Raw genomic sequence first — 25019 nt, forward strand, 5'->3', positions numbered from 1 at the left:
CCGGGCAAAACGCCCATCCACGCAGGCAGGTTGCCAGCGCAAGACCATGACATGTCATGCAGAGCCGTATCATCTGTAACAAGAAAACGGCAGCCCGCGCGCCACTGGCGGCAAAAAATGCGCCTGGAGCGGGCGCACAGGCCGATGAAACCGGGCGCGTAAGGTAAAATGCAGGCCATCTGAATAAACAGGCCCCCTCCCCCGATTCATCTCATGAGCAACGAACTGAAAAACGGACATACCCCTGCCCCCTCCACCAATTTCCTGCGCGGCATCATCGAATCCGACCTGGTCTCGGGCGTCTACGCCCAGCGCAGCAACCGTGAAGGCGAAGCCCTGCCGCAGGTGGTGACCCGTTTTCCGCCCGAACCCAACGGCTACCTGCACATCGGCCACGCCAAGTCGATCTGCCTGAACTTCGGCCTGGCCGCTGACTACGCCGGCCGCTGCCACATGCGCTTCGACGACACCAATCCCGAGAAGGAAGAACAGGAATACGTCGACACCATCCTGGACTCGGTCAAGTGGCTGGGCTTCTCCTGGGAGCATGAAGGCAAGTCGCACCTGTATTACGCCAGCAACTATTTCGACGTCATGTACGCCTGCGCCCAGGCCCTGATCCGCAAGGGCCTGGCCTACGTGGACGAGCAGAACGCCGAGCAGATGCGCGAGAACCGCGGCACCCTGACCGAACCCGGCAAGAATTCCCCCTGGCGCGACCGCCCAGCGGAGGAATCGCTGCGCCTGTTCGAGGAAATGCGCGACGGCAAGCATCCGGACGGCTCCATGATCCTGCGCGCCAAGATCGACATGGCCAGCCCCAACATGAACCTGCGCGATCCGGCCATCTACCGCATCCGCCACGCCACCCACCACAACACCGGCGACAAGTGGCGCGTGTACCCGATGTACACCTTCGCGCATCCCATCGAAGACGCGCTGGAAAACATCTCGCACTCCATCTGCACCCTGGAATTCGAAGACCAGCGCCCGTTCTACGACTGGCTGCTGGAACAGCTGGCCGAGGAAGGCTTCTTCAAGAAGCCGCTGCCCCATCAATACGAATTCGCCCGCCTGAACCTGACCTACATCATCACCAGCAAGCGCAAGCTGCGCCAGCTGGTCGATGAAAAGATCGTCTCCGGCTGGGACGACCCGCGCATGCCCACCATCGTCGGCCTGCGCCGCCGTGGCTACACGCCCGAGGCGATCCGCCTGATGTGCGACCGCACCGGCGCCTCCAAGAACAACAGCTGGATCGACTTCAGCGTGCTCGAAGGCGCCCTGCGCGAAGACCTCGACCCCAAGGCCCCGCGCGCGGTGGCCGTGCTGCGTCCCTTGAAGCTGATCATCGACAACTTCCCCGAAGGCGTCTCCATCGATTGCAGCGCCCCGGTCTATCCGCCCGCGCATCCGGAACACGACACCGCGCACCGCCACTTCCCGATTACCAAGGAACTGTGGATCGAGCGCGAAGACTTCATGGAAGAACCAACCAAGGGCTACTTCCGTCTCTTCCCCGGCAACAAGGTGCGCCTGCGCTACGGCTACGTGGTCGAATGCACCGGCTGCGACAAGGATGAACACGGCAACGTCATCGCCGTGCACTGCAACTACTTCGAAGACAGCAAGAGCGGCACCGAAGGCAGTTCCAACTACAAGGTCAAGGGCAACCTGCACTGGGTCAGCGCCGAACACGCCCTGGCCACCGAGGTGCGCCTGTACGACCGCCTGTTCTCGGACCCGCATCCGGACGCGGGGGGCAAGGACTTCCTGGCGGCCCTGAATCCGAACTCCAAGGAAGTCATCACCGCCTACCTGGAGCCGACCCTCAAGACCGCCCAGCCGGGCGAGATCTACCAGTTCGAACGCCACGGCTACTTCGTGGCCGACCGCGTCGATTCGACCGCCGGCCAGCCGATCTTCAACCGCGCCGTGACACTCAAGGACAGCTGGGGCAAGTAAGCCTGAACAGGTAAAGTCGGACCCGGGAGGGTCCGGCCAGGGGAATTCGGCCACAGGGCCACACGGGCGGCAGCGCGCCAGCCGTCCGTGCCATGGGAAGGCGCAGCTGGGCGGCAGCCGCCGCCAGCAGAGCAAGGGGAAGGCTCATGTTCGAGCAGATCAAGATCCAGCGCCTGTCGATGTCGTCCATCTACAAGCTGCTGGCCGTGGGTACCACGTTTTCGCTGGTGCCGTTTTCGACGCTGATGGGCGTGCTCTCGCTGTTCGGTGCACAAACCATCACCTGGGATGGCAAGCACCTGATCGGCTACGACGGCCTGATCGCCTCGCCCTTCATCGGCCTGTTCCTGTCGGCCTTCATCACGCTCTTCATGGGCACCATGTGCTGCATCGGCCTGTGGCTGTATTCACTGTGGCGCCCGCTGTCGCTGAAGGTGGAAGCGGTGGACAACCTGGATATCGACAAGCTCATTCGCGAAAGCGAAGAGGCCATGGCGACCCGCGACTGAGGTCCAGCCCGCATGAGCGCCACCGCAGCTGTCCGGCTGCGGTGGCGCATCAGAAGAGATCAGAATATCTTCATCCACTTCAGGAAGGCCACGGTCGCCACACCGAGGCCGCCCATCACCCCCATCACGATCCAGAACGAGGCCTCGTCATGCAGGCCCGGCAGCCCCGCCACGTTCATCCCGAAGATCCCCGACACCAGCGTGGCCGGCATCAGCAATGCGGTCAGGATCGACAGCGCCATCAGGTTGCGGTTCATCTGTTCCGACATCTGCGAGGCAATCTCTTCCTGCAGCAGCTTGGCGCGTTCATAGACTGCTTCCACGGTGGAGTGCAATTCATTGAGTTCGTCCAGCGCATGGGTCAGGTCTTCCAGCGCCGCCAGCGGCACCCAGGACGGGCGCAGGCGATGGAATTGCGCCAGGATGCGCCGCTCCGGCGCGATATAGCGGCGCAGCTCGGCCAGTTGGCGACGGATGCCGGAGAGCTCGCTGCGGTCTTCCGCACGGCGGTCCGAGAGCACCGAGAATTCGATGTCATCGACCTTGTCATTGAGCTTGTCCAGGCGCGCATTGAAGCCATCGGCCAGGCAGCGCAGCAGCTCGGCGAACAAGTCCATGGGATTGTCGAAGTCGCCGCCGTCCAGCACCTTCTGGCGCAGCATGTTAGTCGACAACAGCGGCTGAGTGCGCAGCGTCAGCAGGCGCGTGCGGTCCAGGTAGAAATGCAGCGCACCCTTCTCGGTGCCGGTGTCGCCGATCTCCATCTTCATGTCGGTCAGCGTGCCATAGACGCCGTCGGGCGTGGCATGCAGGCCGGGATGGGTATCGCTGCTGAGGAGGAATTCGGTGATGTAGTCGGGAATACCGCTGTGGTGCTGCATCCAGTGCTGGATCTTCACATCGGCGGTCTTCACGTGCAGCCAAGTGAAGGCGGGCTCGACGGGCCGGTAATCGACCAGGTCGTTCCAGTTCATCTGGCGCGCGCGCCCCTCTTCGAAACGGAATGCACAGATGAATCCGGCCGGCTCATAGAGCAGGTGCAGGGCTTGCGGGGTGTCCGGCGGATTGTGCATGTGCGGCCAGGTCAGTAGGAAGCTTCAAGAACGAGGCATTCTAACGACCGTCTTTGACAGATTTGTGACAGCGCCGTGACGGCGCCTGCCCGCACCCGCCGGATCAGTAGTTGAAGTTGCGGTTGCCCCAGGCTTCGCGTGCGGCGCCGCAGACCCGGATCTGGGCCTCGTTCATGCCGGAAGTGCCGTTCAACTGGCATTGGTCGGAGACCGACTTGGCCTCCTCGATATTGGCGCGGAAGTAGGCGTAATCCTTCTTGCCGGACTCAGGCTTGCAGGCCGACAGCAAAGGCATCGCGATGCACAGCAGCGCTGGCAGGCGGAGGGCAGAGTTCATGCGGTGTTTTCCCTGAAAACCAGGCCAGGCCCGGTGAAAGGCAGCGGCGCGTCCCGGCTCCTTCCCCAGGGCCGTTGTGGCGCGATTTCCACTCAAAAGCTACGCTGCGACGCCGCAGAGTATAGACAGCAAATCAGGATTGCTCAACGGAAATCTACCCCTTGTCAGCAGCCTGTCATCCAATAAAAAGGCCGGTCCCGAAGGACCGGGTCCCGAAGGACCGGCCTGCACAGGGTGTCAGACGGGCGTCAGGCTGTTATCAGCCCGACAAGCCGTCGCAGTATCAAGCGCGACGCTTGAGCAAGGCGTGCAGGATGATGGCGCCAAAGGTGGCGGTCCCGATGCCGCCCAGCGCAAAGCCGCCCAGCTTGAGGGTAAAGTCGCCTGCCCCCAGCACCAGGGTGACGGCCGCCACGATCAGGTTGGTGTTGTTGGAGAAGTCCACCTTGTTTTCCACCCAGATGCGCGCCCCCGAGATGGTGATGAGGCCGAACACCACGATCGACACGCCCCCCAGCACCGCGCCAGGAATGGTCAGGATGACGGCGCCGAACTTGGGCGAGAAGCCCAGCAGGATGGCGATGACTGCCGCCACCACGAAGACCAGGGTCGAATAGATCTTGGTGACGGCCATCACGCCGATGTTCTCGGCATAGGTAGTCACGCCGGTGCCGCCCACGCTGCCCGAGAGCATGGTCGCCAGACCGTCGCCGACGAAGGCGCGGCCGATGTAGCGATCCAGGTTCTGGCCGGTCATGGCCGACACCGCCTTGATGTGGCCCAGGTTCTCCGCCACCAGGATGATGGCCACCGGGGCCAGCAGCGCCATGGCGCCCGCGTGGAATACCGGGGCGGCAAAGTGCGGCACGCCGAACCAGGCGGCATTGGCCACGGTGGAAAAATCGATCGGCTTGCCCAGGCCCAGGCCATTGGTCAGCACCGCATACAGCACATAGGCCAGCAGCAGGCCGACCAGGATCAACAGGCGTTGCAGCATGCCACGCGTAAACACCGCCACCCCACCCACGCAGAGGATGGTCGCCAGCGCCATCCAGCTATCGAAGCTGCTGCCGGAGACGCCCTTGACGGCAATGGGCGCCAGGTTCAGGCCGATCACCGCCACCACCGCACCGGTCACCACCGGCGGCATCAGCGACTCGATCCAGCGCGTGCCCACACCAGCGACGATCAGGCCGATCACGGCGTAGACCGCGCCGCAGGCGATGATGCCGCCCAGCGCCACGCCCAGGTTGGTGTTGGGACCGGAACCGGCATAGCCGGTCACGGCGATGACCAGGCCGATGAAGGAAAAGCTCGATCCCAGGTAGCTCGGCACCCGTCCGCCCACCAGCAGGAAGAACAGCAGCGTACCCACGCCCGACATCAGGATCGCCAGGTTGGGATCGAAGCCCATGAGCAGCGGCGCCAGCACGGTCGAGCCGAACATGGCCACCACGTGCTGCACACCCATGGCCAGGGTCTGCGGGGCCGGCAGCCGCTCATCGGCGGCAATCACGGCGCCCTGGCCGTCGTTGGTGCTTTGGCGCAGCCGCCATTGGGGGAAATACGAACCCGACATGGAGATCCCTTTCGTTGTGGATTTGTTTTGATGAATGGACGTGGAGACGAAACGGGGGCTAGTGTATTGAGCGGACGCACAAATAACAATTGCTGCCGCCCGCCGCCGCAAAAAAAAATCCGTAAAACAATTCGGCCCCGCCGCCTGCTGCCGCTGCACGGTGCAAAAAACATCGGCAAACCCGGCCCCTGCCCCAAAACGGAACAGGCGTTTGCGCAAACGGGGCCGCCTCCTCACAGGCATGTTTCTTGCGGATCGGGAAAGGTTAGAATTCGCTCCCGCCTTCGTTCCGCCATGTCGATGATCAACCTCACCACGCCCGCCCTGCTCTTTCCCGCCACCTCGCTGCTGCTGCTGGCCTACACCAACCGCTTCCTGGTGCTGGCGCAACTGATCCGCAATCTGCAGCACCAGGGCCAGAACGACGAGCGCGGCCTGGTGATCCGGCAGATCCTCAACCTGCGCAAGCGCATCGTGCTGACCCGCTACATGCAGGCGCTGGGGGTGTCGAGCTTCATCATGTGCGCCATTTCCATGTTCCTCATCTTCGTGGACCGCAACCGCGCGGCAGAAGTGCTGTTCGGCCTGAGCCTGTTCCTGCTGGTGCTGTCGCTGCTGGTCTCGCTGTGGGAGATCATGATCAGCACCCGCGCCATCGAAATCACCCTGGAAGACATGGCCCACAAGCTCGAACGTGCGCCCATCGTGGTCGAATGAAGGCTGGCCCCCGCCTCGCTTGAACCCTTTTCACGGCCCCGCAAATTCTATTGAACGCCTGTTGCGTCCGAAAATGTGATAATCGGGCAGCCCCGACCGGCGCACCACGGCGCCGGGGAGCCCTCTCAAGACTAAGGAGACCCACATGATCCTGGAACTGGCGGACATCCGCATCCAAGCCGGCAAGCAGGCCGAGTTCGACGAAGCCATCCAGCGCGGCATCGCGCAAACCATCGCCAAGTCCAAGGGCTATCTCGGCCATCAGGTCCAGAAAGGCGTCGAATCGCCCGAGCGCTACCTGCTCATGGTGCGCTGGGCAACGCTGGAAAACCACACCGTGGACTTCCGTGAATCGCCCGCCTTCACCGAATGGCGCGGCATTGTCGGCCCCTTCTTCGCCGGCGCCCCGCAGGTCGAGCACTTCGCCCTGCTGAGCGGCTCCGACTAAGCCCCCCTGACCGCTTCCCCGCAGCGGCCCAGCACGCCGCCGCGGAACGTTTGTGGCGGCGCCCAGACTAAGCGCGTACCCAGGACGTGTACTGCCGCACGTTTTGTGACCCGCGCCGCCACGACAAGAGCGCCCGTTCATCCGGGCGCCAGGATGACCAGGATGACCACACTGCCCCGCTCCCTCCGCTCGCCCCTCCCTGCCCTGGCCGCCCTGCGCGCCCTCGCCTGTGCGCTGGGCGTGCTGCTCGCGCTTTCCGGCTGCAACAGCGAGAGCAGCGATGAACAGCGCCAGGCCGACGTCATCGGCAATTTCTACCGCATCCATCTGCACAACCACGCCCCCGGCCTACCCTCGGCGGACGAACTCAAGCAATTCGAACCGCTGCTCAGCCACGCCCTGCAGGCCCTGCTGACCCAGGCCGAGGCGGCCGAGGCGCGCTACCATGCCGCCGCCGGCCCGCAGGCCGCGCCGCTGGTGGAAGGCGACCTGTTCACCTCGCTCTACGAGGGCGCGACCTCCTTCGCGGTGCAATCCTGCGACAGCGACGCCCAGCGCTCGACCTGCGAGGTGGCCTTCCGCTACCAGAAGGACGGCGCCGATGAATCCTGGAAGGACAAGATCCTGCTGGTGCGCGAAGGGCAGCAATGGCGCATCGATGACATCGAGTTCATCGGCAACGACCAGTCCAGTCAACGCGAATACCTGACCGACACCCTGGCCGACGCCATCAGCCAGGTCCAGTAGGCCGCGAGACGGCCTGGCTCGCCCCGCCCGGCCCGGGCAGGCGAGGGCGGAATTGGCGGCTTTTTGGCGATGTGTTCTCTGGCTTCCGGATGAGGTGCAACGCGTAAGATCGCACCTGACAGGCTGGTCGGCGGCCCGCCAGCGCTCAGCGGCGCCCGGCAGGCAGGACCGCCAGCTCGATGGACGGGCGGCAGTCTGCCGCGCCGTCCCTTTGTGCGTGCGCCATGGCAAGCAGCCCGGCCAGATATAGAACCCCAGATAAAACCGATGACAAGCCGCCCGCTCCAGCGGACGGCACAGGGAGAGATGGATTGAAGCGGATCGGCAAGATACTCGTGCTCGCTACCAGCCTGCTGCTGGCGGCCTGCTCGTCCAATGAAGAGAGCGCGGCCAAGGAACTGGTCAAGGAGTTCTACCAGACCCATGCCTCCACCCGCCCCAGCGGCGCGCTCACGCTCAAGGAACTGATCACCTTCCGCCGCTTCCTGTCGGTGCCGCTGTTCGACCTCCTCAAGGATGTCTCAGTGGCAGAGGAAGCCCGCGTGACCCAGGCCGCGTCCCGTGCGGACGATGAACCGCTGCCGGCGCTGGTGCAAGGTGATCTCTTCACCACCAACCCCAACGGCGCCTCGACCTTCCGCATCGTCCAGTGCGAAGCGCAGGAACGCGAAGCCAGCTGCGCCGTGGAACTGATCTTCAGCGACGCCAAGCTGCAATCGCCGGCCAAATGGACCGACAAGGTCGTGCTGGCGCGCGATGCGCGCGGTTGGGTGATCGACAACATCCAGTTCGCGGGCGGCCCCGCACCGATGCGCAGCGGCACCCTGCAAGAGGCCATGCGCAAGGTCCTCAAGCGCGACGCCGCGCCCTTGCAGTAGATCTGCCCCGCCCTGGACGGGACCGTCCAAGTCCTTCGAGAATACCGCCCTGATCCCCCCTGCGCCACCGGCGCCAGGGGCGATCTCGCCGCAAGGCGCCTTGCAAGGCTCTATAATCGCGCGATTCCCCTAGAAGCCCGCTGCGATGTCCAACCACACCTTCCTCTGGCACGACTACGAAACCTTTGGCGCCGTGCCGCGCCGCGACCGTCCCGCCCAGTTCGCGGCCGTGCGCACCGATGCCGAACTCAACGAGATCGGCGCGCCCATCATGATCTACTGCAAGCCCGCGCCGGACTACCTGCCCGACCCGGTGTCCTGCCTGATCACCGGTATCACGCCCCAGCACTGCCTGGCACACGGGCTGCCCGAGCATGAATTCGCGGCCCGGATCGAACAGGCCCTGGGCGAACCCGGCACCATCGGCGTGGGCTACAACACCATCCGCTTCGATGACGAAGTCACCCGCTTCATGTTCTGGCGCAACCTGATCGATCCCTACGCCCGCGAATGGCAGAACGGCTGCGGCCGCTGGGACCTGCTGGACGTGGTGCGGCTGACCTATGCGCTGCGCCCGCAGGGCATACAGTGGCCGAAGAAGGACGACGGCAGTATCAGCTTCAAGCTGGAACATCTGTCCAAGGCCAATGGCCTGGTTCACGAGGCGGCCCACGACGCGCTCTCCGACGTGCGCGCCACCATCGCCCTGGCGCGCCTGATCCGCCAGAACAATCCGCGCCTGTTCGACTTCGCCCTGGCCCTGTACAAGAAGGACAAGGCCGCCGCCGAAATCGGCCTGCCGGTGCCGCGCCCCTTCCTGCACGCCTCCGGCATGTTCCCGGTCGCGCATGGCTGCCTGGCGCTGATGTGGCCGCTGGGCATGCATCCCACCAACAAGAACGAAGTCATCGCCTGGGACCTGCGCCATGACCCCAGCGAACTGGCGACCCTGGACGCGGCCACCGTGCGCGAACGCCTCTTCAGCAAGCGCGACCAGTTGCCCGAGGGCGTGGAGCGCCTGCCGGTCAAGAGCATCCATCTGAACAAGTCCCCCATGGTGGTGGGCAGCCTGAAGACCCTCTCCGCCGAGCGCGCCGCCGAACTCGACATCGATGTCGAGGCTGCCCTGCGCCACGCCGACAAGGCCGCCGCCCTGCCCGACCTGACGAGGCTGTGGAGCGAGGTCTACCAGCGCGAGAGCGAAGGCCCGGCAGATGTGGATGAGGACCTGTACGGCGGCTTCATCGGCAACGGCGACCGCCGCCAGTTGAACCAGTTGCGCGCCCTCTCGCCGCAAGCCCTGGCCACGGCCAGCGTGGCCTTCGACGACGCCCGCCTCAATGAGATCCTGTTCCGCTATCGCGCCCGCAGCTTCCCCGAGACCTTGAGCCCCGAGGAAGCGCAGCACTGGGAAGAGCACCGCGCCGCGCGCCTGTTCGAGGGCGCTGGCGGAGCCCGTACGATTGCGCAACTGTTCGAGCAGATCGACCAGTTGCAGGAAGAAGCGGACGACGAACGCACCCAGGACATTCTGGGCGCGCTCTATGACTATGCGGAAATGATCGCGCCCGCCAACCAGTAAGGCAGGCCCAAACCGGTCGTCTCTACTGCGCGGCCGGCTTGCCCTGCGACTTGAGCTTCATGATGAAGGCGCGCAGGGCCGGCTGGATCTCTTCGAACAGCGGATGCTGGCGGTTCTTGAGCATCACCTCACTGAATAGTTTGAGGCCCAGCGCCAGCTGGGCGCTGGTGTCGCTGTCGAACTGGCCATTGCCGCGCAGCCGGGCGATGATGCCGAAGAGGTCATCATGATTGCCCGCCTCGAAGCGGATGGGCTCATGCAGCGTCTGCCCTTCCGAGGCCGTGGCCAGGTGTTCCAGGGTGATGCGGTAGCGGTGTTCTCTCATGTTCTTTTCCTTCCTTTTCCTTCTCTTGTCAGGATGGCGCTGGACCAGCGCTCAGACGCGTTCCACCGCCACGGCGGCGCGGTCGATGATGTCGATGATGGCATGCAGTTCTTCCCGGGCCAGCTTGCCCTTGGCCAGGCGTGTATGCAGGGCCATGCGGAAGTTCTGCACAGCGCGCTGCAGCTCGGGCGAGTCGGCGTCCGGACGCTCCTGGCGGCGCAGTTCGAACTTGCGCAGCACCTGCTGCAGCGCCGCCACGTTGTCCTTCTCTTCCAGGTGCGCCTGGCCCTCGGGGCTGAGGGTGTAGAGCTTCTTGCCGCCGTCCTCGCCTTGTACCGAGGCATAGCCCATTTCTTCCAGCAGGGTCAGGGTCGGATAGATCACGCCCGGGCTGGGGCTGTAGCCGCCGCCCACGAGCTGCTCGATGGCCTTGATCATGTCGTAGCCGTGGCGCGGCTTTTCCTGCAACAGGTGCAGCATGACGATGCGCAATGCGCCCTGCTCGAACATGCGCGCACCGCGACCGCCGCCCTCGCGGCCGCGGGGGCCGTGGTGACCATGATGCGCGCGCGGACCGCGCTGCTCATCGTCGTCGAACATGCCGCCGCCATGGTGCGGGCGGTCATCACGCTGGTGCTTGGGGCCGTGGCCGGGCTGGCCTTGATGGCCAAACAGATGCTTGAACATGGTGTGTTTCCTTCGTGTCGGGTGGTTGGGGCAGCGACTGACGCACGCTGCGTGTCGATCGATATAGCCAAGATATATCTTAATCAGCAGCATTTCAAGATATATCTTAATAATATTTTCATTGCATCGGGGCAATGTGGTGAAGCAAAAAGCTTCACCGTCAGCCCGGTGACATTGCCAGGCGCGCAAAAGTGCTACCTTCTTCATGCCGCATCCACAACAAACGCCACCAGGAGACCCGCATGACCCAGCCCGCCGCCCCAAGCGCACCCATCGGCCGCTTCCCCATCCCCGACCTGGACAGCCTGCCGGAAGACATCCGCAGCCGCATCCTGGCAGTCCAGGAAAAATCCGGCTTCATTCCCAACGTATTCCTGGTGCTGGCGCACCGGCCTGATGAATTCCGCGCCTTCTTCGCCTACCACGACGCCCTGATGGACAAACCCGGCCGGCTCACCAAGGCCGAGCGCGAGATGATCGTGGTGGCCACCAGCAACGCCAACCAGTGCCAGTATTGCGTGGTGGCGCATGGGGCGATCCTGCGCATCCGCGCCAAGGATCCGCTGCTGGCCGACCAGGTCGCCATCAACTACCGCAAGGCCGATATCAGCGAGCGGCAGAAGGCCATGCTGGACTTTGCGATGAAGGTGTCGGCCAGCGCCTGGGCAGTCGGCGAAGAGGATTTCGCCACGCTGCGCAAGCATGGCTGGGAAGAGGAAGACGCCTGGGACATGGCCGCCATCGCGGCCTTCTTCGGCATGTCGAACCGGCTGGCCAATGTGACCAGCATGCGGCCCAACGACGAGTTCTATCTGATGGGACGGGTACCGCTGCAATGAAGATGAAGAGCCAGCAGGCTCATTGACGCGCCCGCTTCAGCGCTGGCCCGCATGCCAGCGCGCCACCCCTTGCAGGCAGTCGCGCAGGTCACCCTGTACCAGTTCGGCGGCATGGACCAGCATGAGATTGCGCGGCAGGCCGAAGTCTTCGATCAGCATACCCTGGCGGCAGTAGCCGGGTGCGCCCTGCGGCACCTGGCTCAGCAGATCCTGCGCGGGCGTGTTGTAGCCCCAGACCTTCTTGCCCCGTCCCACCGCATAGCCGATCTCGAAGACGGTGCCGGAATCCGGCTCGTGGCCGCGAAAGTCGCAGACATTGGCGACCACGTAATCGGCCGAGTCGATCAAGGCGATGTTGATTTCGTAGATGCGACGGGCCACCTCGGCCTTGTCTTCGCCGCTGACTTCATCATCGCCCGGGCACAGCGCCACCAGGCCCAGTTCGGCGCACCACTGCTTGATGCGCGCCTTGTGCCGGGCATAGTCAGGCTGGAAGACATCGGGGCCGGCCATATAGATGCGGGGTTGCGCGCTCATGCTTGATCCTGTGGAGGGTGCAGAAAACCGGCAGGATAGCGCATCGCCCAGGGCTGCGGTATCAGGAGGACTGCGCCGCGACCTGCGCCACCATCTCGGCGCGGTCGAAGTCAGCGGCGAAATCATCCACCGCGACGCTCTGATGGCCGTATAGGGCGAAGGCGTCCAGCGCCTCCTTCTCCTGCAGCGACAGCAGCCCGCGTTCCAGCGCCAGCGCGCTCCAGGCGGTGAGCTCCAGCAGGCTCTGCGGCATGGGCGGCAGCTTGCCCTCGCGGATGTCGGGCTTGAGGCGATGCTCCAGCTGCTGCACCACCGGCGTGAGCGCAAAGGCCTGTTCACCGCAGGCCAGCGGATCGCCCGCGCGCGGCAGGTAGGCATCGGCCAGCAGGCGCTCGCGGCTTTCGCCTGGGGTCTGCATGGCCTTGGCCACGTGCGTGCCCAGCACATCGGCGGGCTTGCGGTACGGCAGGCCCAGCGGGAAGATCGCCAGCCGCAGCGCGAACGCCACGAAGGGATTGGGGAAGTTGTGCAAGACCTCGACGATGGCTTCCTGGGCCCGGTTCAAGGCCTCCTGCACCGACCAGTCCACATAGGGCAGGTCGGCCTCTTGCCGGCCCTCGTCCTCATAGCGCTTCAACGCCGCCGAGACCAGGTAGAGCTGCGAGAGTACATCCCCCAGCCGCGCCGAGATGCGCTCGCGGAACTTGAGCGTGCCGCCCAGCACCGCCATGCTGGCGTCGGTCAGTAAGGCGAACGCCGAAGACAGGTGGACCACCGCCCGGTAATAGCGGCGCGTGGCATGCGCAGCCTGCGCCGGCGCCGCCAACAGCCAGCCGCCGCTGAGCCCGCCCACCAGGCTGCGCGCTGCATTGGCCGCCACGAAGGACAGGTGTCCGAACAGCAGGCGATCGAACTCCTGGACGGCGCGCTCGCGATCTTCATCGGCGGCCGCGGCCAGTTCCTTGAGCACATAGGGATGGCAACGGATCGCCCCCTGCCCGAAAATGATGAGGCAGCGCGTGAGGATGTTGGCGCCTTCTACCGTGATGGCAATCGGGATCTGCTGGTACACCCGCGCCAGGAAGTTGCCCGGCCCCATGCAGATGCCCTTGCCGCCGATCACGTCCATGCCGTCATTGACCACCATGCGCCCGCGCTCGGTGATGTGATACTTGGAGATGGCCGAGATGACCGAGGGTTTCTCGCCCGCATCCACGGCCAGCGCCGACAACCGCCGGGTGGCGTCCATCATGTACAGATGCCCGCCCATGCGCGCCAGCGCTTCCTGCACGCCTTCGAACTTGCCGATCTCGATCTTGAACTGGCGGCGCATGGCGGCATAGCCGCTGGTGCCGCGCACGGCCATCTTGGAAAAGCCGACGCTGGAAGAAGGCAGCGAAATGGCCCGCCCCGCCGCCAGGCATTCCATGAGCATGCGCCAGCCGCGCCCGACCTGGGCCACGCCGCCGATGACCCATTCCATAGGGATGAAGACGTCCTTGCCCTCGGTCGGTCCATTCTGGAAGACCGCATTGAGAGGCCAATGGCGGCGCCCCGTGACCACGCCCGGATGATCGGTGGGAATCAGGGCGCAGGTGATGCCGGCTTCGCGCTCGCCGCCCAGCAGGCCGTCCGGATCGCTGGCCCGGAAGGCCAGCCCCAGCACGGTGGCAATCGGCGCCAGGGTGATGTAGCGCTTGCTCCAGGTGACCCGGAAGCCCAGCGTCTCGCGCCCCTCATGCACGCCCTTGCAGACGATGCCGATATCGGGAATGGCCGCCGCATCCGAGCCCGCATAGGGACTGGTCAGGGCAAAGCAGGGAATCTCCAGTCCCTGGGCCAGGCGCGGCAGGTAGTGGTTCTTCTGGACTTCGGTACCGTAGTGCAACAGCAGTTCGGCCGGCCCCAGCGAATTGGGCACCATCACCGCAATGGCCGCCGCCGAACTGCGCGAGGCGAGCTTCATCACCACTTGCGAATGCATGTAGGCCGAGAACTGCTTGCCGCCGTACTGGCGCGGGATGATCATGCCCAGGAAGCCCTTGTCCTTGATGAATTGCCAAGCCTCGGGCGGCAGGTCCTGGGTCTTCACGGTGGCGTCCCAGTCGCTGACCATGCCGCACAACTGCTCGACCTCGTTGTCGAGGAAGGCCTGTTCTTCAGCGGTCAGGCGCGGCGCCGGCAACGCGAACAGGCGCGACCAGTCCGGCTTGCCGGAGAACAGTTCAGCATCCCACCACACCGTGCCGGCCTCGATGGCGTCGCGCTCGGTGGCCGACATGGCCGGCATGATCTTGCGGAAGATATCCAGGGCGGGACGCGTCATCAGCGCTTGGCGCACCGACCGGATGGCCACCAGCAGCGTAGGCGTGAAGAACAGGATCGCCAGCAGCACCAGCACCGGCCATTCGATCTCGGCCAGGCGCGCGCCCAGCCAGAGCAGCACCGCCTCCGCCGCCAGCCAGGCCCAGGCGCTGGCGCGCATCATCATGAGGGCCAGCGCACTGGCAATGAGAAGGATGAGCCAGATGATCATGTCGCCTCCTGTGCTGTTGTCGTTCTTGGGTTCTCGGGAGTGTGGCACGCAATACCGGCAGCGCCAAGCGGCCAGGCTGCGGGCTCAGCGTACCCCGCCAGCTCAGCCGGTGGAATCGGACAGTGCAGTCTGCCCCCGTCAGACAACGCCTGACAAGCCGCGGCCCCATGGCATCCATTACAATCCCGGCATTGCAGACAGCAGCACCGGAGAAGACATCATGAAATGGGAAGGCAATCGCGAAAGCGACAACGTGGAAGACCGGCGCGGCGAGGATGGCGGTGGTGGCGGCTTTGGTTTCGGCGGCCGCTCGATCGGCCTGGGCACGGTGGCAGTGGCCCTGGTGGCGTCCTACTTCCTGGGCATCAACCCGCTGACCATGCTCAGCCTGCTCTCCGGCGGCAGTCCCGCCCCGGTGCAGCAGCAGGCCCCGGCGCACAAGCCTTCGCCCAACGACCAGATGGCGCGCTTCGTCGCCACCGTGCTGGCCGATACCGAAGACACCTGGGACAAGATCTTCGCCGCCAACGGCAAGCAATACGTGCGGCCCAAGCTGGTGCTCTTCTCCGGCAGCACGCCCACGGCCTGCGGCACCGGCCAGAGCGCCACCGGCCCCTTCTACTGCCCGGGCGACCAGAAGGTCTACATCGACCTGTCCTTCTATGAACTGATGAAGCAGCGCTTCAAGGTCTCCGGCAATTTTGCCCAGGCCTATGTGATCGCCCATGAAGTGGGCCACCACGTGCAACATCTCATGGGCATCTCCGACAAGGTCGATGCGGCCCGCCGCAACGCCACCGAGAAGCAGGCCAATGCCATGTCGGTGCGCCTGGAGCTGCAGGCCGACTGCTTTGCCGGCGTCTGGGCCTATCACGCCAACCAGGCCCGCCACATCCTGGAAGAAGGCGATATCGAATCGGCCCTGCATGCGGCCTCCGCCATCGGCGACGACGCCCTGCAGCGGCAGGCGCGCGGCGTGGTCGTGCCCGATTCCTTCACCCACGGCAGCTCCGCGCAGCGCATGACCTGGTTCAAGCGCGGCATCAGCGAAGGCAAGGTCAGCGCCTGCAATACCTTCGCCGCCAAGGAACTCTGATTTTCTGATTGCCTGACATCACAACGAGGAGACGCAACGCATGACCCTATCCTACTGGTGCATCCTGATCGCTGGCCTGATGCCAGTGCTGACCATTGCCGTAGCCAAGTATGGTCGCCGCGATTTCGACAATGCCGAACCGCGCGCCTGGCTGGACAAGCAGACCGGCGTGCGTCGCCGCGCCGACTACGCCCACCGCAACCATTTCGAAGCCTTCCCCTTCTTTGCCGCCGCCGTGCTGGTGGCGCAGCAGGTCGGCGCGCCCCAGGGACAGATCGACATCGCCGCACTGGTCTTCATTGCGGCGCGCATCCTCTACACGGCGCTGTACCTGAGCGACAAACCCTCGGCGCGCTCGGCGGTGTGGATCATCGGCTATCTCAGCGTGATTGCCCTCTTCGTCATCGCCGCGCGCGCGTGAGCGGGGAGCCCATCATGAGCCACCCCGCCGCCCCGCAACTGGCCCTCATGCGCGCAGCGCTCGACGACCTGCGCACCGGCCGCGCCAGCATCGCCGATCTGTGCAGCGCCTGGCGCGCCCGCAGCGACGTGATGAACGCCCTGCCGCCGCGTTACCAGCAGGTCGCCGAAGACCTGCTGGGACGCCTGGAAGCAGGCAGCCTCTTTACCGAAGAGAGCTGCTCCTTCAGTCAGAAAGACCTCACCGACAGCCTCTCGACCTGGCTGGACAAGGCGCAGCAGACGCTGGCGAGCGACTGAAAAGCGCGATGAAGCCGGACTTGGAAGTGCTCACCCATTTCCTTGCTCTTGTCCCTCCCGTTCGGACTGAGTAGGCCCAAAGGGCCGTATCGAAGGCCTGACTCCCGTGCGTCTTCGATACGCGGCTATGCCGCTACTCAGTCCGAACGGTAGTGTCAGCGCCTCTCCCTTAGCCAAAAGAACTAGTCCTTCCGGCAGCTCCCCTCCTCCTTCTCCCTTCCCCCGCCTCACCGACGGACCGATATGGCCCGCCTGCCCTGATCGCTAAGCTGAAGCCATCGATCAACATCCGCAGGAGGCTCCATGTCCGACCCGCGCAAGGCCAACGGGGTGCTGGCGTCCAGTACGCTGGCCTTCACTGTCTGCTTCACCATCTGGATGATGTTTGGCGTGATCGGCATCCCGATCAAGAACGCCCTGCATCTCAACGAAACCGAATTCGGCCTGCTCACCGCCATGCCGGTGCTGACCGGCTCGCTCATCCGTGTGCCGCTGGGCATCTGGACCGACCGCTACGGCGGGCGCATCGTCTTCTTCCTGCTCATGCTCAGCACCGTCATCCCGATCTGGCTGATCTCCTATGCCCATGCCTTCTGGCACTTCCTGGTGCTGGGCCTGTTCGTGGGCCTGGCCGGCGGCTCCTTCTCGGTCGGTACGCCCTACGTGGCGCGCTGGTTCAAGAAGGAACGCCAGGGGCTGGCCATGGGGGTGTTCGGCGCCGGCAACTCGGGGGCGGCGGTCAACAAGTTCATCGCGCCGGTGCTCATCGCCAGCGCCGGCTGGACGCTGGTGCCGCAGGTCTACGCTGGCCTGATGCTGGCCGCGGCCCTGATCTTCTGGCTAGGCTCGGCCACCGATCCCAGCCACCAGGTCAGTTCCGACACCCGCTTCATGGACCAGGTGCGCATGCTGCGCGATCCGCGCGTCTGGCGCTACTGCCAGTACTACTCGGTGGTCTTCGGCGGCTATGTCGGCCTGAGCCTGTGGATGGTCAAGTACTACGTCACCGAATACGGCTTCGACATCCGCCACGCCGCCCTGCTGGCGGCCTGCTTCTCGCTGCCCGGCGGCGTGCTGCGCGCCCTCGGAGGCTGGCTGTCCGACCGCTTCGGCGCCTATCAGGTCACCTGGTGGGTGATGTGGGTGTGCTGGGTGGCCTTCTTCCTGTTGTCTTATCCACAGACCGATTTCGTCATCCAGACCGTGGGCGGCCCGCAAGCCTTCCACATCGGCCTCAATCCGGTGCTGTTCACCATCCTGCTGTTCGTGGTGGGCGTGGCCATGGCCATCGGCAAGGCCTCGGTGTTCAAGTTCATCTCCGACGACTACAGCAGCAACATCGGTGCGGTCTCCGGCATCGTCGGCCTGGCCGGCGGACTGGGAGGCTTCATCCTGCCCATCCTCTTTGGCCTCGCGCTGGACCTGACGGGCGTACGCAGCTCCTGCTTCATGCTGCTCTACGGCACGGTCTGCATCTCGCTGGTGTGGATGCATTTCCAGTTCCGCCGTGAATACCCGCAGACATCATCGGTCGCCCCGGCAGCGCCGGTCACATCTGACGCTGCCTGACTTCCCTCTCTCAAGGACACCCATCATGAACCACGTACTGCAACGCTGGGAGCCGGAAAACCCGGACTTCTGGCACAAGCAAGGCGAGCAGATCGCCCGCCGCAACCTCTGGATCTCCATCCCCTGCCTCATGCTGGCCTTCGCGGTCTGGATGCTGTGGAGCGTGGTGGCGGCCAACCTCGACAAGGCTGGTTTCCACTTCAGCAAGGACCAGCTGTTCTTCCTGACCGCCCTGCCGGCGCTGTCGGGGGCGACGCTGCGCATCTTCTATTCCTTCCTGGTGCCGGTCTTTGGCGGCCGCAAATGGACCGCCATCTCCACCGCCAGCCTCTTGATCCCGGCCATCGGCATGGGCCTGGCGCTGCAGGACCCCACCACCCGCTATTCCACCCTGCTGGGCCTGGCGCTGCTGTGCGGGCTGGGCGGCGGCAACTTCAGCTCCAGCATGGCCAACATCAGCTTCTTCTTTCCCAAGGCGCGCAAGGGCTACGCCACCGGCATGAACGCTGGCATCGGCAACCTCGGTGTGTCGGTGGTGCAGTTCGTCACGCCGCTGGTGATTGCCTCGGCCATGTTCGGCAGCGCGGTGTCGGGCCAGGGCTTCCTCTTCCACGATCCCAAGAGCGGCCTGGAGAGCAGCTTCTGGCTGGCCAATGCCGGTTTCATCTGGGTCCCCTTCATCATTGCCGCAACTGTCGCAGCCTGGTTCGGCATGAATGACATCGCCTCCGCACACGCCTCGCTGGCCGACCAGGCGGTGATCTTCAAGCGCAAGCACAACTGGCTGATGTGCTGGCTGTACGTCGGCACCTTCGGCTCCTTCATCGGTTTCTCGGCGGCCTTCGCCATGCTGATCAAGGCCGAGTTCCCCGAGATCGCGGTGGCGCAATACGCCTTCCTGGGCCCCTTGGCCGGTGCGCTGGCGCGTCCGCTGGGCGGCATGATCTCCGACCGCGTGGGGGGTGCGCGGGTGACCTTCTGGGTGTTCCTGGCCATGGGCCTGATCATCCTGCTGGGCATCCTGCCGGCGCTGCATACGCACCAGTTCATGCTCTTCCTGGCCTCCTTCATCGGCATGTTCATCCTCACGGGCCTGGGCAATGGCTCCACCTTCTGCATGATCCCCGTGATCTTCCAGACCGAGCGCGAGCGCGCCGTACAGGGCCAGGGCGAGGCCGCGCAGCAGCAGGCGCGGCTGGACGCGGGCAAGGAATCGGCCGCCGTGCTGGGCTTCTCGGGCGCCATCGGGGCCTATGGCGGCTTCTTCATCCCGCAGAGCTTCGGCACCTCCATCAAGATGACCGGCGCGCCGGACATGGCCATGTATGTCTTCATCGCCTTCTACGCCAGCTGCATGGCCATCACCTGGTGGTACTACGCGCGTCGTAACGCGCCCATGCCGTGCTGAGCCCAGAACCCATTTCATAAATAGGCGTGAGATGCGTTCTAGTTCTTTCGAACTAGGCGGCCTCCTCCTGCTGGCAGGGGCCGGCCGCCAACTCGGCGAATAGGCGCGAGGCCGCCGCTTTCCTACACTTTCATCAGTCAACGCAGGTGGGTATCCACCCACGCAACCGAGGATTCACGATGAGTCATTTTCTGGACCGATTGAAATTCATGTCGCGGGTGAAGTCCACCTTCGCCAACGGCCATGGGGCGGTGGTCAATGAAGACCGCCAATGGGAAAACGCCTACCGCAGCCGCTGGCAGCATGACAAGGTGGTGCGCTCCACACACGGGGTGAACTGCACCGGTTCCTGTTCCTGGAAGGTCTATGTCAAGAACGGCCTGATCACCTGGGAAACCCAGCAGACCGATTACCCGCGCACCCGTCCCGACCTGCCCAACCATGAGCCGCGCGGCTGTCCGCGTGGGGCTTCCTACAGCTGGTACGTCTATTCAGCGCAGCGGGTGAAGTATCCGATGATCCGGGGCCGCCTGATGAAGCTGTGGCAGGAAGCCCGCAAGACCATGGAACCCGTCCAGGCCTGGGCCGCCATCACGGGCGACGCCGCCAAGGCGCAGCACTACAAGTCCGTGCGCGGGCTGGGCGGCTTCGTGCGGACCGACTGGGAGACCGCCAACGAGATCATCGCCGCCGCCAATGCCCATACCATCAAGGAATATGGCCCGGACCGGGTGGTCGGCTTCTCGCCCATCCCGGCCATGTCCATGGTCTCCTATGCCGCCGGGGCGCGCTACCTGAGCCTCATCGGCGGGGTGCCGCTGTCCTTCTACGACTGGTATTGCGACCTGCCGCCAGCCAGTCCGCAGGTCTGGGGCGAGCAGACCGACGTGCCGGAATCGGCCGACTGGTACAACGCCGGCTATCTGATGGTGTGGGGCTCCAACGTGCCACTCACCCGCACGCCCGACGCCCACTTCTACACCGAGGTCCGCTACAAGGGGACCAAGACGGTGGCGGTCTCCTCGGACTTCGGCGAGATGGTCAAGTTCGGCGATATCTGGCTGGCCCCGCGCCAGGGCACCGATGCGGCGCTGGCCATGGCCATGGGGCATGTGGTCCTCAAGGAATTCCATCTCGAACGTCCCTCGCCCTACTTCCGTTCCTACGTCAAGCAATACACCGACCTGCCCATGCTGGTGCGCCTGGTCGAGCGCGATGGCCGCTACCTGCCGGAACACCTGCTGCGCGCCTCGCAACTGCCGGGCCAGCTGGAAGAAGCCAACAATGCCGACTGGAAGACCCTGGCCATCGATGCCGCCACCGGCGAGATCGTCGCCCCCAACGGTTCCATCGGCTATCGCTGGGGCGAAGGCCAGGTCAATGACGGCGCCAAGGTCGGCCGCTGGAACCTGGAAAGCCGCGACGGCCATTCCGGCCGCGAGATCGATCCGCTGCTCTCGCTGGTCGAGGCGCATGACGAGGTGGTGGCGGTGAGCTTCAACTACTTCGGCGGCGACGACGCCGAGCAATTGCTGGAGCGCCGCGTGCCAGTGCGTCACGTGCGCCTGGCCAATGGCAGCACCGCACGGGTGGCCACGGTGCATGACCTGATGATGGCCAACTATGGCGTGGACCAGGGCCTGGGCGGCGACGTCCCCCGCTCCTACGACGACGACCTGCCCTATACCCCGGCCTGGCAAGAGAAGCACACCGGTGTGAAGCGCGAGCTGGTGATCCAGGTGGCGCGCGAGTTCGCCCAGAACGCCCACGATACCGAGGGCCGCAGCATGGTCATCCTGGGCGCGGCGCTGAATCACTGGTACCACAACGACATGATCTATCGCGGCATCATCAACCTCTTGATGATGTGCGGCTGCATCGGCAAGTCCGGTGGCGGCTGGGCCCACTACGTCGGCCAGGAAAAGCTGCGTCCGCAGTTCGGCTGGGCGCCGCTGGCCTTCGCCACCGACTGGGTGCGTCCGCCGCGGCAGATGAACAGCACCAGCTTCTTCTATGCCCACACCAGCCAGTGGCGGCATGAAAAGCTGGGCTTGGACGAGATCGTCGCGCCCACCGCCGACCACGACAAGCTGGCCGCCATGAGCATGATCGACATGAACGCCAAGTCCGAACGCATGGGCTGGCTGCCCTCGGCGCCGCAGCTGGAAACCAATCCGCTGGATGTCTGCGACGCCGCCCAGGCGGCGGGCCAGAGTCCGCAGGACTATTTGAAGGCGGCGCTGAAGTCGGGCGCTGTCAACATGAGCTGCGACGACCCCGACAACCCCAAGAACTTCCCGCGCAACATGTTCGTCTGGCGTTCCAACATCCTGGGCAGTTCAGGCAAGGGCCATGAGTATTTCCTGAAGTACCTGCTGGGCACCCAGAACGCCCTCTTCGATGATGCCGCTGAGGCCATCCGCCCCAGCGAGGTCAAGTACCGCGAGCAGGCCGCCGAAGGCAAGCTGGACCTGCTGGTGACGCTGGACTTCCGCATGAGCACCACTTGCCTGTACGCCGACATCGTGCTGCCCACCGCGACCTGGTATGAAAAGGATGATCTCAACACCTCCGACATGCATCCCTTCATCCACCCCTTGAGCGAAGCCGTGCAACCGCTATGGGACAGCAAGACCGACTGGGAAATCTACAAGGGCCTGGCCAAGAAGTTCAGCGAGATCGGCGGCGAGCACCTGGGCACCCGCAGCGACATCGTCCTGCAACCGCTGATGCATGACACGCCCGCCGAACTGGGCCAACCCTTCGAACCCAAGGACTGGAAGAAGGGCGAATGCGATCTCATCCCCGGCAAGACCGCGCCCAACTTCGTGGTGGTGGAACGCAACTACCGCGACATCTACAAGAAGTTCACCTCGGTGGGCCCGCTGCTGGACAAGCTGGGCAACGGCGGCAAGGGCATCAACTGGAATACCGAACATGAAGTGGGCGAACTGGCCGGCTTGAACAAGCGCGTCACCGAAGCCGGCGTGAGCCAGGGCCGTCCGCGCCTGGACACGGCCATCGATGCCTGCGAGATGATCCTCACCTTCGCGCCGGAAACCAATGGCCATGTCTCGGTCAAGGCCTGGGAAGCCCTGGGCAAGATCACCGGGCGCGACCACACCCATCTGGCGGTGGGACGCGAGCACGACAAGATCCGCCTGCGCGACGTCCAGGCGCAACCGCGCAAGATCATCTCGGCGCCGACCTGGTCCGGACTGGAATCCGAAGAGGTGAGCTACAACGCCGGCTACACCAATGTGCATGAATACATTCCCTGGCGCACCCTGACCGGACGCCAGCAGTTCTACCAGGATCACCGCTGGATGCTCGACTTCGGCGAAGGCCTGTGCGTCTACAAGCCGGCCATCGATACCAAGACGGTCGCGCCCATGCTGAACCGCCATCCCAATGGTGAAAAGGAGATCGTGCTCAACTTCCTCACGCCGCACCAGAAGTGGGGTATCCACTCCACCTATTCGGACAACCTGCGCATGCTCACCCTGAGCCGTGGCGGACCGCATGTGTGGATCTCGGAAGACGATGCCAGGCGCGCCGGGCTGGTGGACAACGACTGGGTCGAAGTCTTCAACAGCAACGGCACGCTGACAGCGCGGGTGGTGGTGAGCCAGCGCATCCCGGGCGGGATGTGCCTGATGTATCACGCCCAGGAAAAGATCGTCAACACGCCCGGCGCGCAACTGAGCGGCCAGCGCGGCGGCATCCACAACTCGGTCACCCGCGCCGTGCTCAAGCCGACCCACATGATAGGCGGCTACGCGCAGCTGTCCTATGGCTTCAACTACTACGGCACGGTGGGCAGCAACCGCGATGAATTCATCGTCCTGCGCAAGATGAACAAGGTGGACTGGCTGCAAGGCTCTCTGGAAGAAAGGACTGCATCATGAAGATACGCGCACAAGTGGGCATGGTGCTCAACCTGGACAAGTGCATCGGCTGCCACACCTGTTCGGTCAGCTGCAAGAACGTCTGGACCAGCCGCGACGGCGTCGAATACGCCTGGTTCAACAACGTCGAGACCAAGCCTGGCATCGGCTATCCGAAGCAATGGGAAAACCAGGAGAAATGGCAAGGCGGCTGGCAGCGCACCGCCGAGGGCAAGCTGGAACCGCGCCAGGGCGGCAAGATGCGCATCCTGTCCAATCTCTTCGCCAATCCCAACCTGCCGGCCATCGATGACTACTACGAGCCCTTCACCTACGACTACGAGCACCTGCAGAAAGCCCCGCTGATGCAGACCCCGCCCACGGCGCGCCCGGTCTCGGTGCTGACCGGCAAGAAGATGGACAAGATCAGCTGGGGCCCGAACTGGGAAGACGACCTCGGCGGCGAATTCAGCGCGCGCAGCCAGGACGTGCTCTTCGAAGGCGTGCAGAAGGAAATGCACAGCACCTTCGAATCGACCTTCATGATGTACCTGCCGCGCCTGTGCGAACACTGCCTGAACCCGGCCTGCGTGGCCTCCTGCCCCTCGGGCTCGGTCTACAAGCGCGAGGATGACGGCATCGTCCTGGTGGATCAGGACAAGTGCCGGGGCTGGCGCATGTGCATCTCCGGCTGCCCCTACAAGAAGATCTACTTCAACTGGAGTTCGGGCAAGGCCGAGAAATGCACCCTGTGCTATCCGCGCCTGGAAGCCGGCCAACCGACGGTGTGCTCGGAAACCTGTGTGGGCCGCATCCGCTACCTGGGCGTCATGCTCTACGACGCCGACCAGATCGAAGCCGCTGCCGCCGTGGAAAACGAACAGGATCTCTACGAAGCCCAACTGGCCTGCTTCCTCGATCCGCATGATCCTGCCGTGATCGCCGAGGCGCGCCGCCAGGGGATCGCCGAGAGTTGGCTGGAGGCGGCACGCAAGTCGCCCGTGTACAAGATGGCGATGCAATGGAAGATCGCCTTCCCGCTGCATCCGGAATACCGCACCCTGCCCATGGTCTGGTACGTACCGCCGCTGTCGCCCATCCAGAAGGCCGCTGAAGCGGGCCAGATGGGCATGCAAGGGATGATCCCGGACGTGAAGTCGCTGCGCATCCCGCTGCGCTACCTGGCCAACCTACTCACGGCCGGCAAGGAAGCGCCGGTCTTGAGCGCCCTGGAACGACTGCTGGCCATGCGCGCCTACAAGCGCGCCGAGACCATACACGGCCAGCGTGACGAGGCCCTGCTGCAACAGGTGGGACTCACTGCCGCCGAGGTGGAAGACATGTACCAGACCCTGGCCATCGCCAACTACGAAGACCGCTTCGTGGTGCCGTCCTCGCACAAGGAAATGGTGGAAGACAGCTTCAACGAGAAAGGCAGTTGCGGCTTCAGCTTCGGCAATGGCTGTTCCGGCGGCGCGTCCGAAGGCAGCCTGTTCGGCAAGAAGCCGCAGGGCAGCGTGATCTTCGTGGACATGCCCAAGTCGCGCAAGAAAACCCCGCTCACCGAATGACACCGAACC

At 64.5% G+C, this 25019-nt stretch carries 22 protein-coding genes; 15 read left to right on the forward strand and 7 right to left on the reverse strand.

Annotated elements, in window-relative coordinates; translation table 11 throughout:
- The first annotated feature begins 213 nt into the window (after positions 1 to 213).
- Entirely contained in the window at positions 214 to 1965 is a 1752-nt protein-coding gene (locus ACP92_RS18015; protein ID WP_013235561.1) for a glutamine--tRNA ligase/YqeY domain fusion protein, read from the forward strand.
- 146 nt (positions 1966 to 2111) lie between these two features.
- A complete protein-coding gene (locus tag ACP92_RS18020) occupies positions 2112 to 2474 on the forward strand; it encodes a hypothetical protein (protein WP_041311147.1) in 363 nt (120 codons plus the stop codon).
- A 59-nt stretch (positions 2475 to 2533) separates the two neighbouring features.
- Here ACP92_RS18020 and ACP92_RS18025 read toward each other — a convergent pair whose 3' ends face one another.
- From ACP92_RS18025 to ACP92_RS18035, 3 genes are all read right to left on the reverse strand, one after another.
- Positions 2534 to 3547: a transporter gene (locus ACP92_RS18025; protein ID WP_013235563.1), complete on the reverse strand. Its 1014-nt coding sequence runs from the start codon at positions 3545 to 3547 to the stop codon at positions 2534 to 2536.
- Between the two features lie 103 nt (positions 3548 to 3650).
- Positions 3651 to 3884, reverse strand: a complete 234-nt coding sequence (locus ACP92_RS18030) for a hypothetical protein (RefSeq protein WP_041311148.1) — start codon at positions 3882 to 3884, stop codon at positions 3651 to 3653.
- Positions 3885 to 4167: 283 nt separating this feature from the next.
- Positions 4168 to 5463 carry a solute carrier family 23 protein gene (locus tag ACP92_RS18035; RefSeq protein WP_013235565.1) on the reverse strand — a complete coding sequence of 432 codons (1296 nt, stop codon included), beginning with the start codon at positions 5461 to 5463 and terminating at the stop codon, positions 4168 to 4170.
- Positions 5464 to 5763: 300 nt separating this feature from the next.
- On the opposite strand from ACP92_RS18035, the gene ACP92_RS18040 reads away from it, so the two are divergent.
- The 5 genes from ACP92_RS18040 to sbcB all read left to right on the forward strand — a co-directional run bounded on the left by ACP92_RS18040 (position 5764) and on the right by sbcB (position 9835).
- A complete protein-coding gene (locus tag ACP92_RS18040) occupies positions 5764 to 6180 on the forward strand; it encodes a DUF2721 domain-containing protein (protein WP_041312170.1) in 417 nt (138 codons plus the stop codon).
- A gap of 145 nt (positions 6181 to 6325) precedes the next feature.
- Complete coding sequence (locus ACP92_RS18045; RefSeq protein ID WP_013235567.1) at positions 6326 to 6628, forward strand: antibiotic biosynthesis monooxygenase family protein; 303 nt, start codon at positions 6326 to 6328, stop codon at positions 6626 to 6628.
- 162 nt (positions 6629 to 6790) lie between these two features.
- The gene (locus tag ACP92_RS18050) at positions 6791 to 7375 is read left to right on the forward strand and encodes a DUF3828 domain-containing protein (RefSeq protein WP_041311150.1); all 585 of its coding nucleotides are present in this window, start codon (positions 6791 to 6793) and stop codon (positions 7373 to 7375) included.
- Between the two features lie 335 nt (positions 7376 to 7710).
- Positions 7711 to 8253, forward strand: coding sequence for a YqhG/Tai3 family protein (locus tag ACP92_RS18055; RefSeq protein ID WP_232284865.1), 543 nt, complete (start codon positions 7711 to 7713; stop codon positions 8251 to 8253).
- Positions 8254 to 8398: 145 nt separating this feature from the next.
- A complete protein-coding gene (gene sbcB, locus ACP92_RS18060; protein ID WP_048348612.1) occupies positions 8399 to 9835 on the forward strand; it encodes an exodeoxyribonuclease I in 1437 nt (478 codons plus the stop codon).
- 22 nt (positions 9836 to 9857) lie between these two features.
- Here the strand turns inward: sbcB and ACP92_RS18065 are convergent, their stop codons facing one another.
- Both ACP92_RS18065 and ACP92_RS18070 read right to left on the reverse strand, forming a co-directional pair.
- Entirely contained in the window at positions 9858 to 10160 is a 303-nt protein-coding gene (locus tag ACP92_RS18065) for a DUF3861 domain-containing protein (protein ID WP_013235571.1), read from the reverse strand.
- A gap of 51 nt (positions 10161 to 10211) precedes the next feature.
- Positions 10212 to 10847: a PadR family transcriptional regulator gene (locus ACP92_RS18070; RefSeq protein WP_048348613.1), complete on the reverse strand. Its 636-nt coding sequence runs from the start codon at positions 10845 to 10847 to the stop codon at positions 10212 to 10214.
- 242 nt (positions 10848 to 11089) lie between these two features.
- Here ACP92_RS18070 and ACP92_RS18075 point away from each other — a divergent pair, with 242 nt between their 5' ends.
- Positions 11090 to 11686 carry a peroxidase-related enzyme gene (locus tag ACP92_RS18075; RefSeq protein ID WP_048348614.1) on the forward strand — a complete coding sequence of 199 codons (597 nt, stop codon included), beginning with the start codon at positions 11090 to 11092 and terminating at the stop codon, positions 11684 to 11686.
- A gap of 36 nt (positions 11687 to 11722) precedes the next feature.
- Here ACP92_RS18075 and ACP92_RS18080 read toward each other — a convergent pair whose 3' ends face one another.
- The gene (locus ACP92_RS18080) at positions 11723 to 12223 is read right to left on the reverse strand and encodes a nucleoside 2-deoxyribosyltransferase (protein WP_013235574.1); all 501 of its coding nucleotides are present in this window, start codon (positions 12221 to 12223) and stop codon (positions 11723 to 11725) included.
- A gap of 61 nt (positions 12224 to 12284) precedes the next feature.
- Positions 12285 to 14759, reverse strand: a complete 2475-nt coding sequence (locus ACP92_RS18085) for an acyl-CoA dehydrogenase (RefSeq protein WP_013235575.1) — start codon at positions 14757 to 14759, stop codon at positions 12285 to 12287.
- A 220-nt stretch (positions 14760 to 14979) separates the two neighbouring features.
- Here ACP92_RS18085 and ypfJ point away from each other — a divergent pair, with 220 nt between their 5' ends.
- The 7 genes from ypfJ to narH all read left to right on the forward strand — a co-directional run bounded on the left by ypfJ (position 14980) and on the right by narH (position 25010).
- Complete coding sequence (ypfJ, locus tag ACP92_RS18090; protein ID WP_048348615.1) at positions 14980 to 15855, forward strand: KPN_02809 family neutral zinc metallopeptidase; 876 nt, start codon at positions 14980 to 14982, stop codon at positions 15853 to 15855.
- Positions 15856 to 15895: 40 nt separating this feature from the next.
- On the forward strand, positions 15896 to 16276 hold the full coding sequence (locus tag ACP92_RS18095; RefSeq protein ID WP_013235577.1) for an MAPEG family protein: 381 nt from the start codon (positions 15896 to 15898) through the stop codon (positions 16274 to 16276).
- Positions 16277 to 16290: 14 nt separating this feature from the next.
- Complete coding sequence (locus ACP92_RS18100; RefSeq protein ID WP_013235578.1) at positions 16291 to 16575, forward strand: hypothetical protein; 285 nt, start codon at positions 16291 to 16293, stop codon at positions 16573 to 16575.
- Positions 16576 to 16878: 303 nt separating this feature from the next.
- Entirely contained in the window at positions 16879 to 18144 is a 1266-nt protein-coding gene (locus ACP92_RS18105; protein ID WP_013235579.1) for an MFS transporter, read from the forward strand.
- A 22-nt stretch (positions 18145 to 18166) separates the two neighbouring features.
- A complete protein-coding gene (locus ACP92_RS18110) occupies positions 18167 to 19552 on the forward strand; it encodes a NarK family nitrate/nitrite MFS transporter (protein ID WP_269147551.1) in 1386 nt (461 codons plus the stop codon).
- Positions 19553 to 19731: 179 nt separating this feature from the next.
- On the forward strand, positions 19732 to 23460 hold the full coding sequence (locus tag ACP92_RS18115) for a nitrate reductase subunit alpha (protein WP_048348616.1): 3729 nt from the start codon (positions 19732 to 19734) through the stop codon (positions 23458 to 23460).
- Positions 23457 to 25010: a nitrate reductase subunit beta gene (narH, locus tag ACP92_RS18120; protein WP_013235582.1), complete on the forward strand. Its 1554-nt coding sequence runs from the start codon at positions 23457 to 23459 to the stop codon at positions 25008 to 25010. The genes ACP92_RS18115 and narH overlap by 4 nt, the downstream gene beginning before the upstream one ends.
- Positions 25011 to 25019 lie beyond the last annotated feature (9 nt).

This window comes from Herbaspirillum seropedicae, from assembly GCF_001040945.1.
Classification (GTDB): domain Bacteria; phylum Pseudomonadota; class Gammaproteobacteria; order Burkholderiales; family Burkholderiaceae_D; genus Herbaspirillum; species Herbaspirillum seropedicae.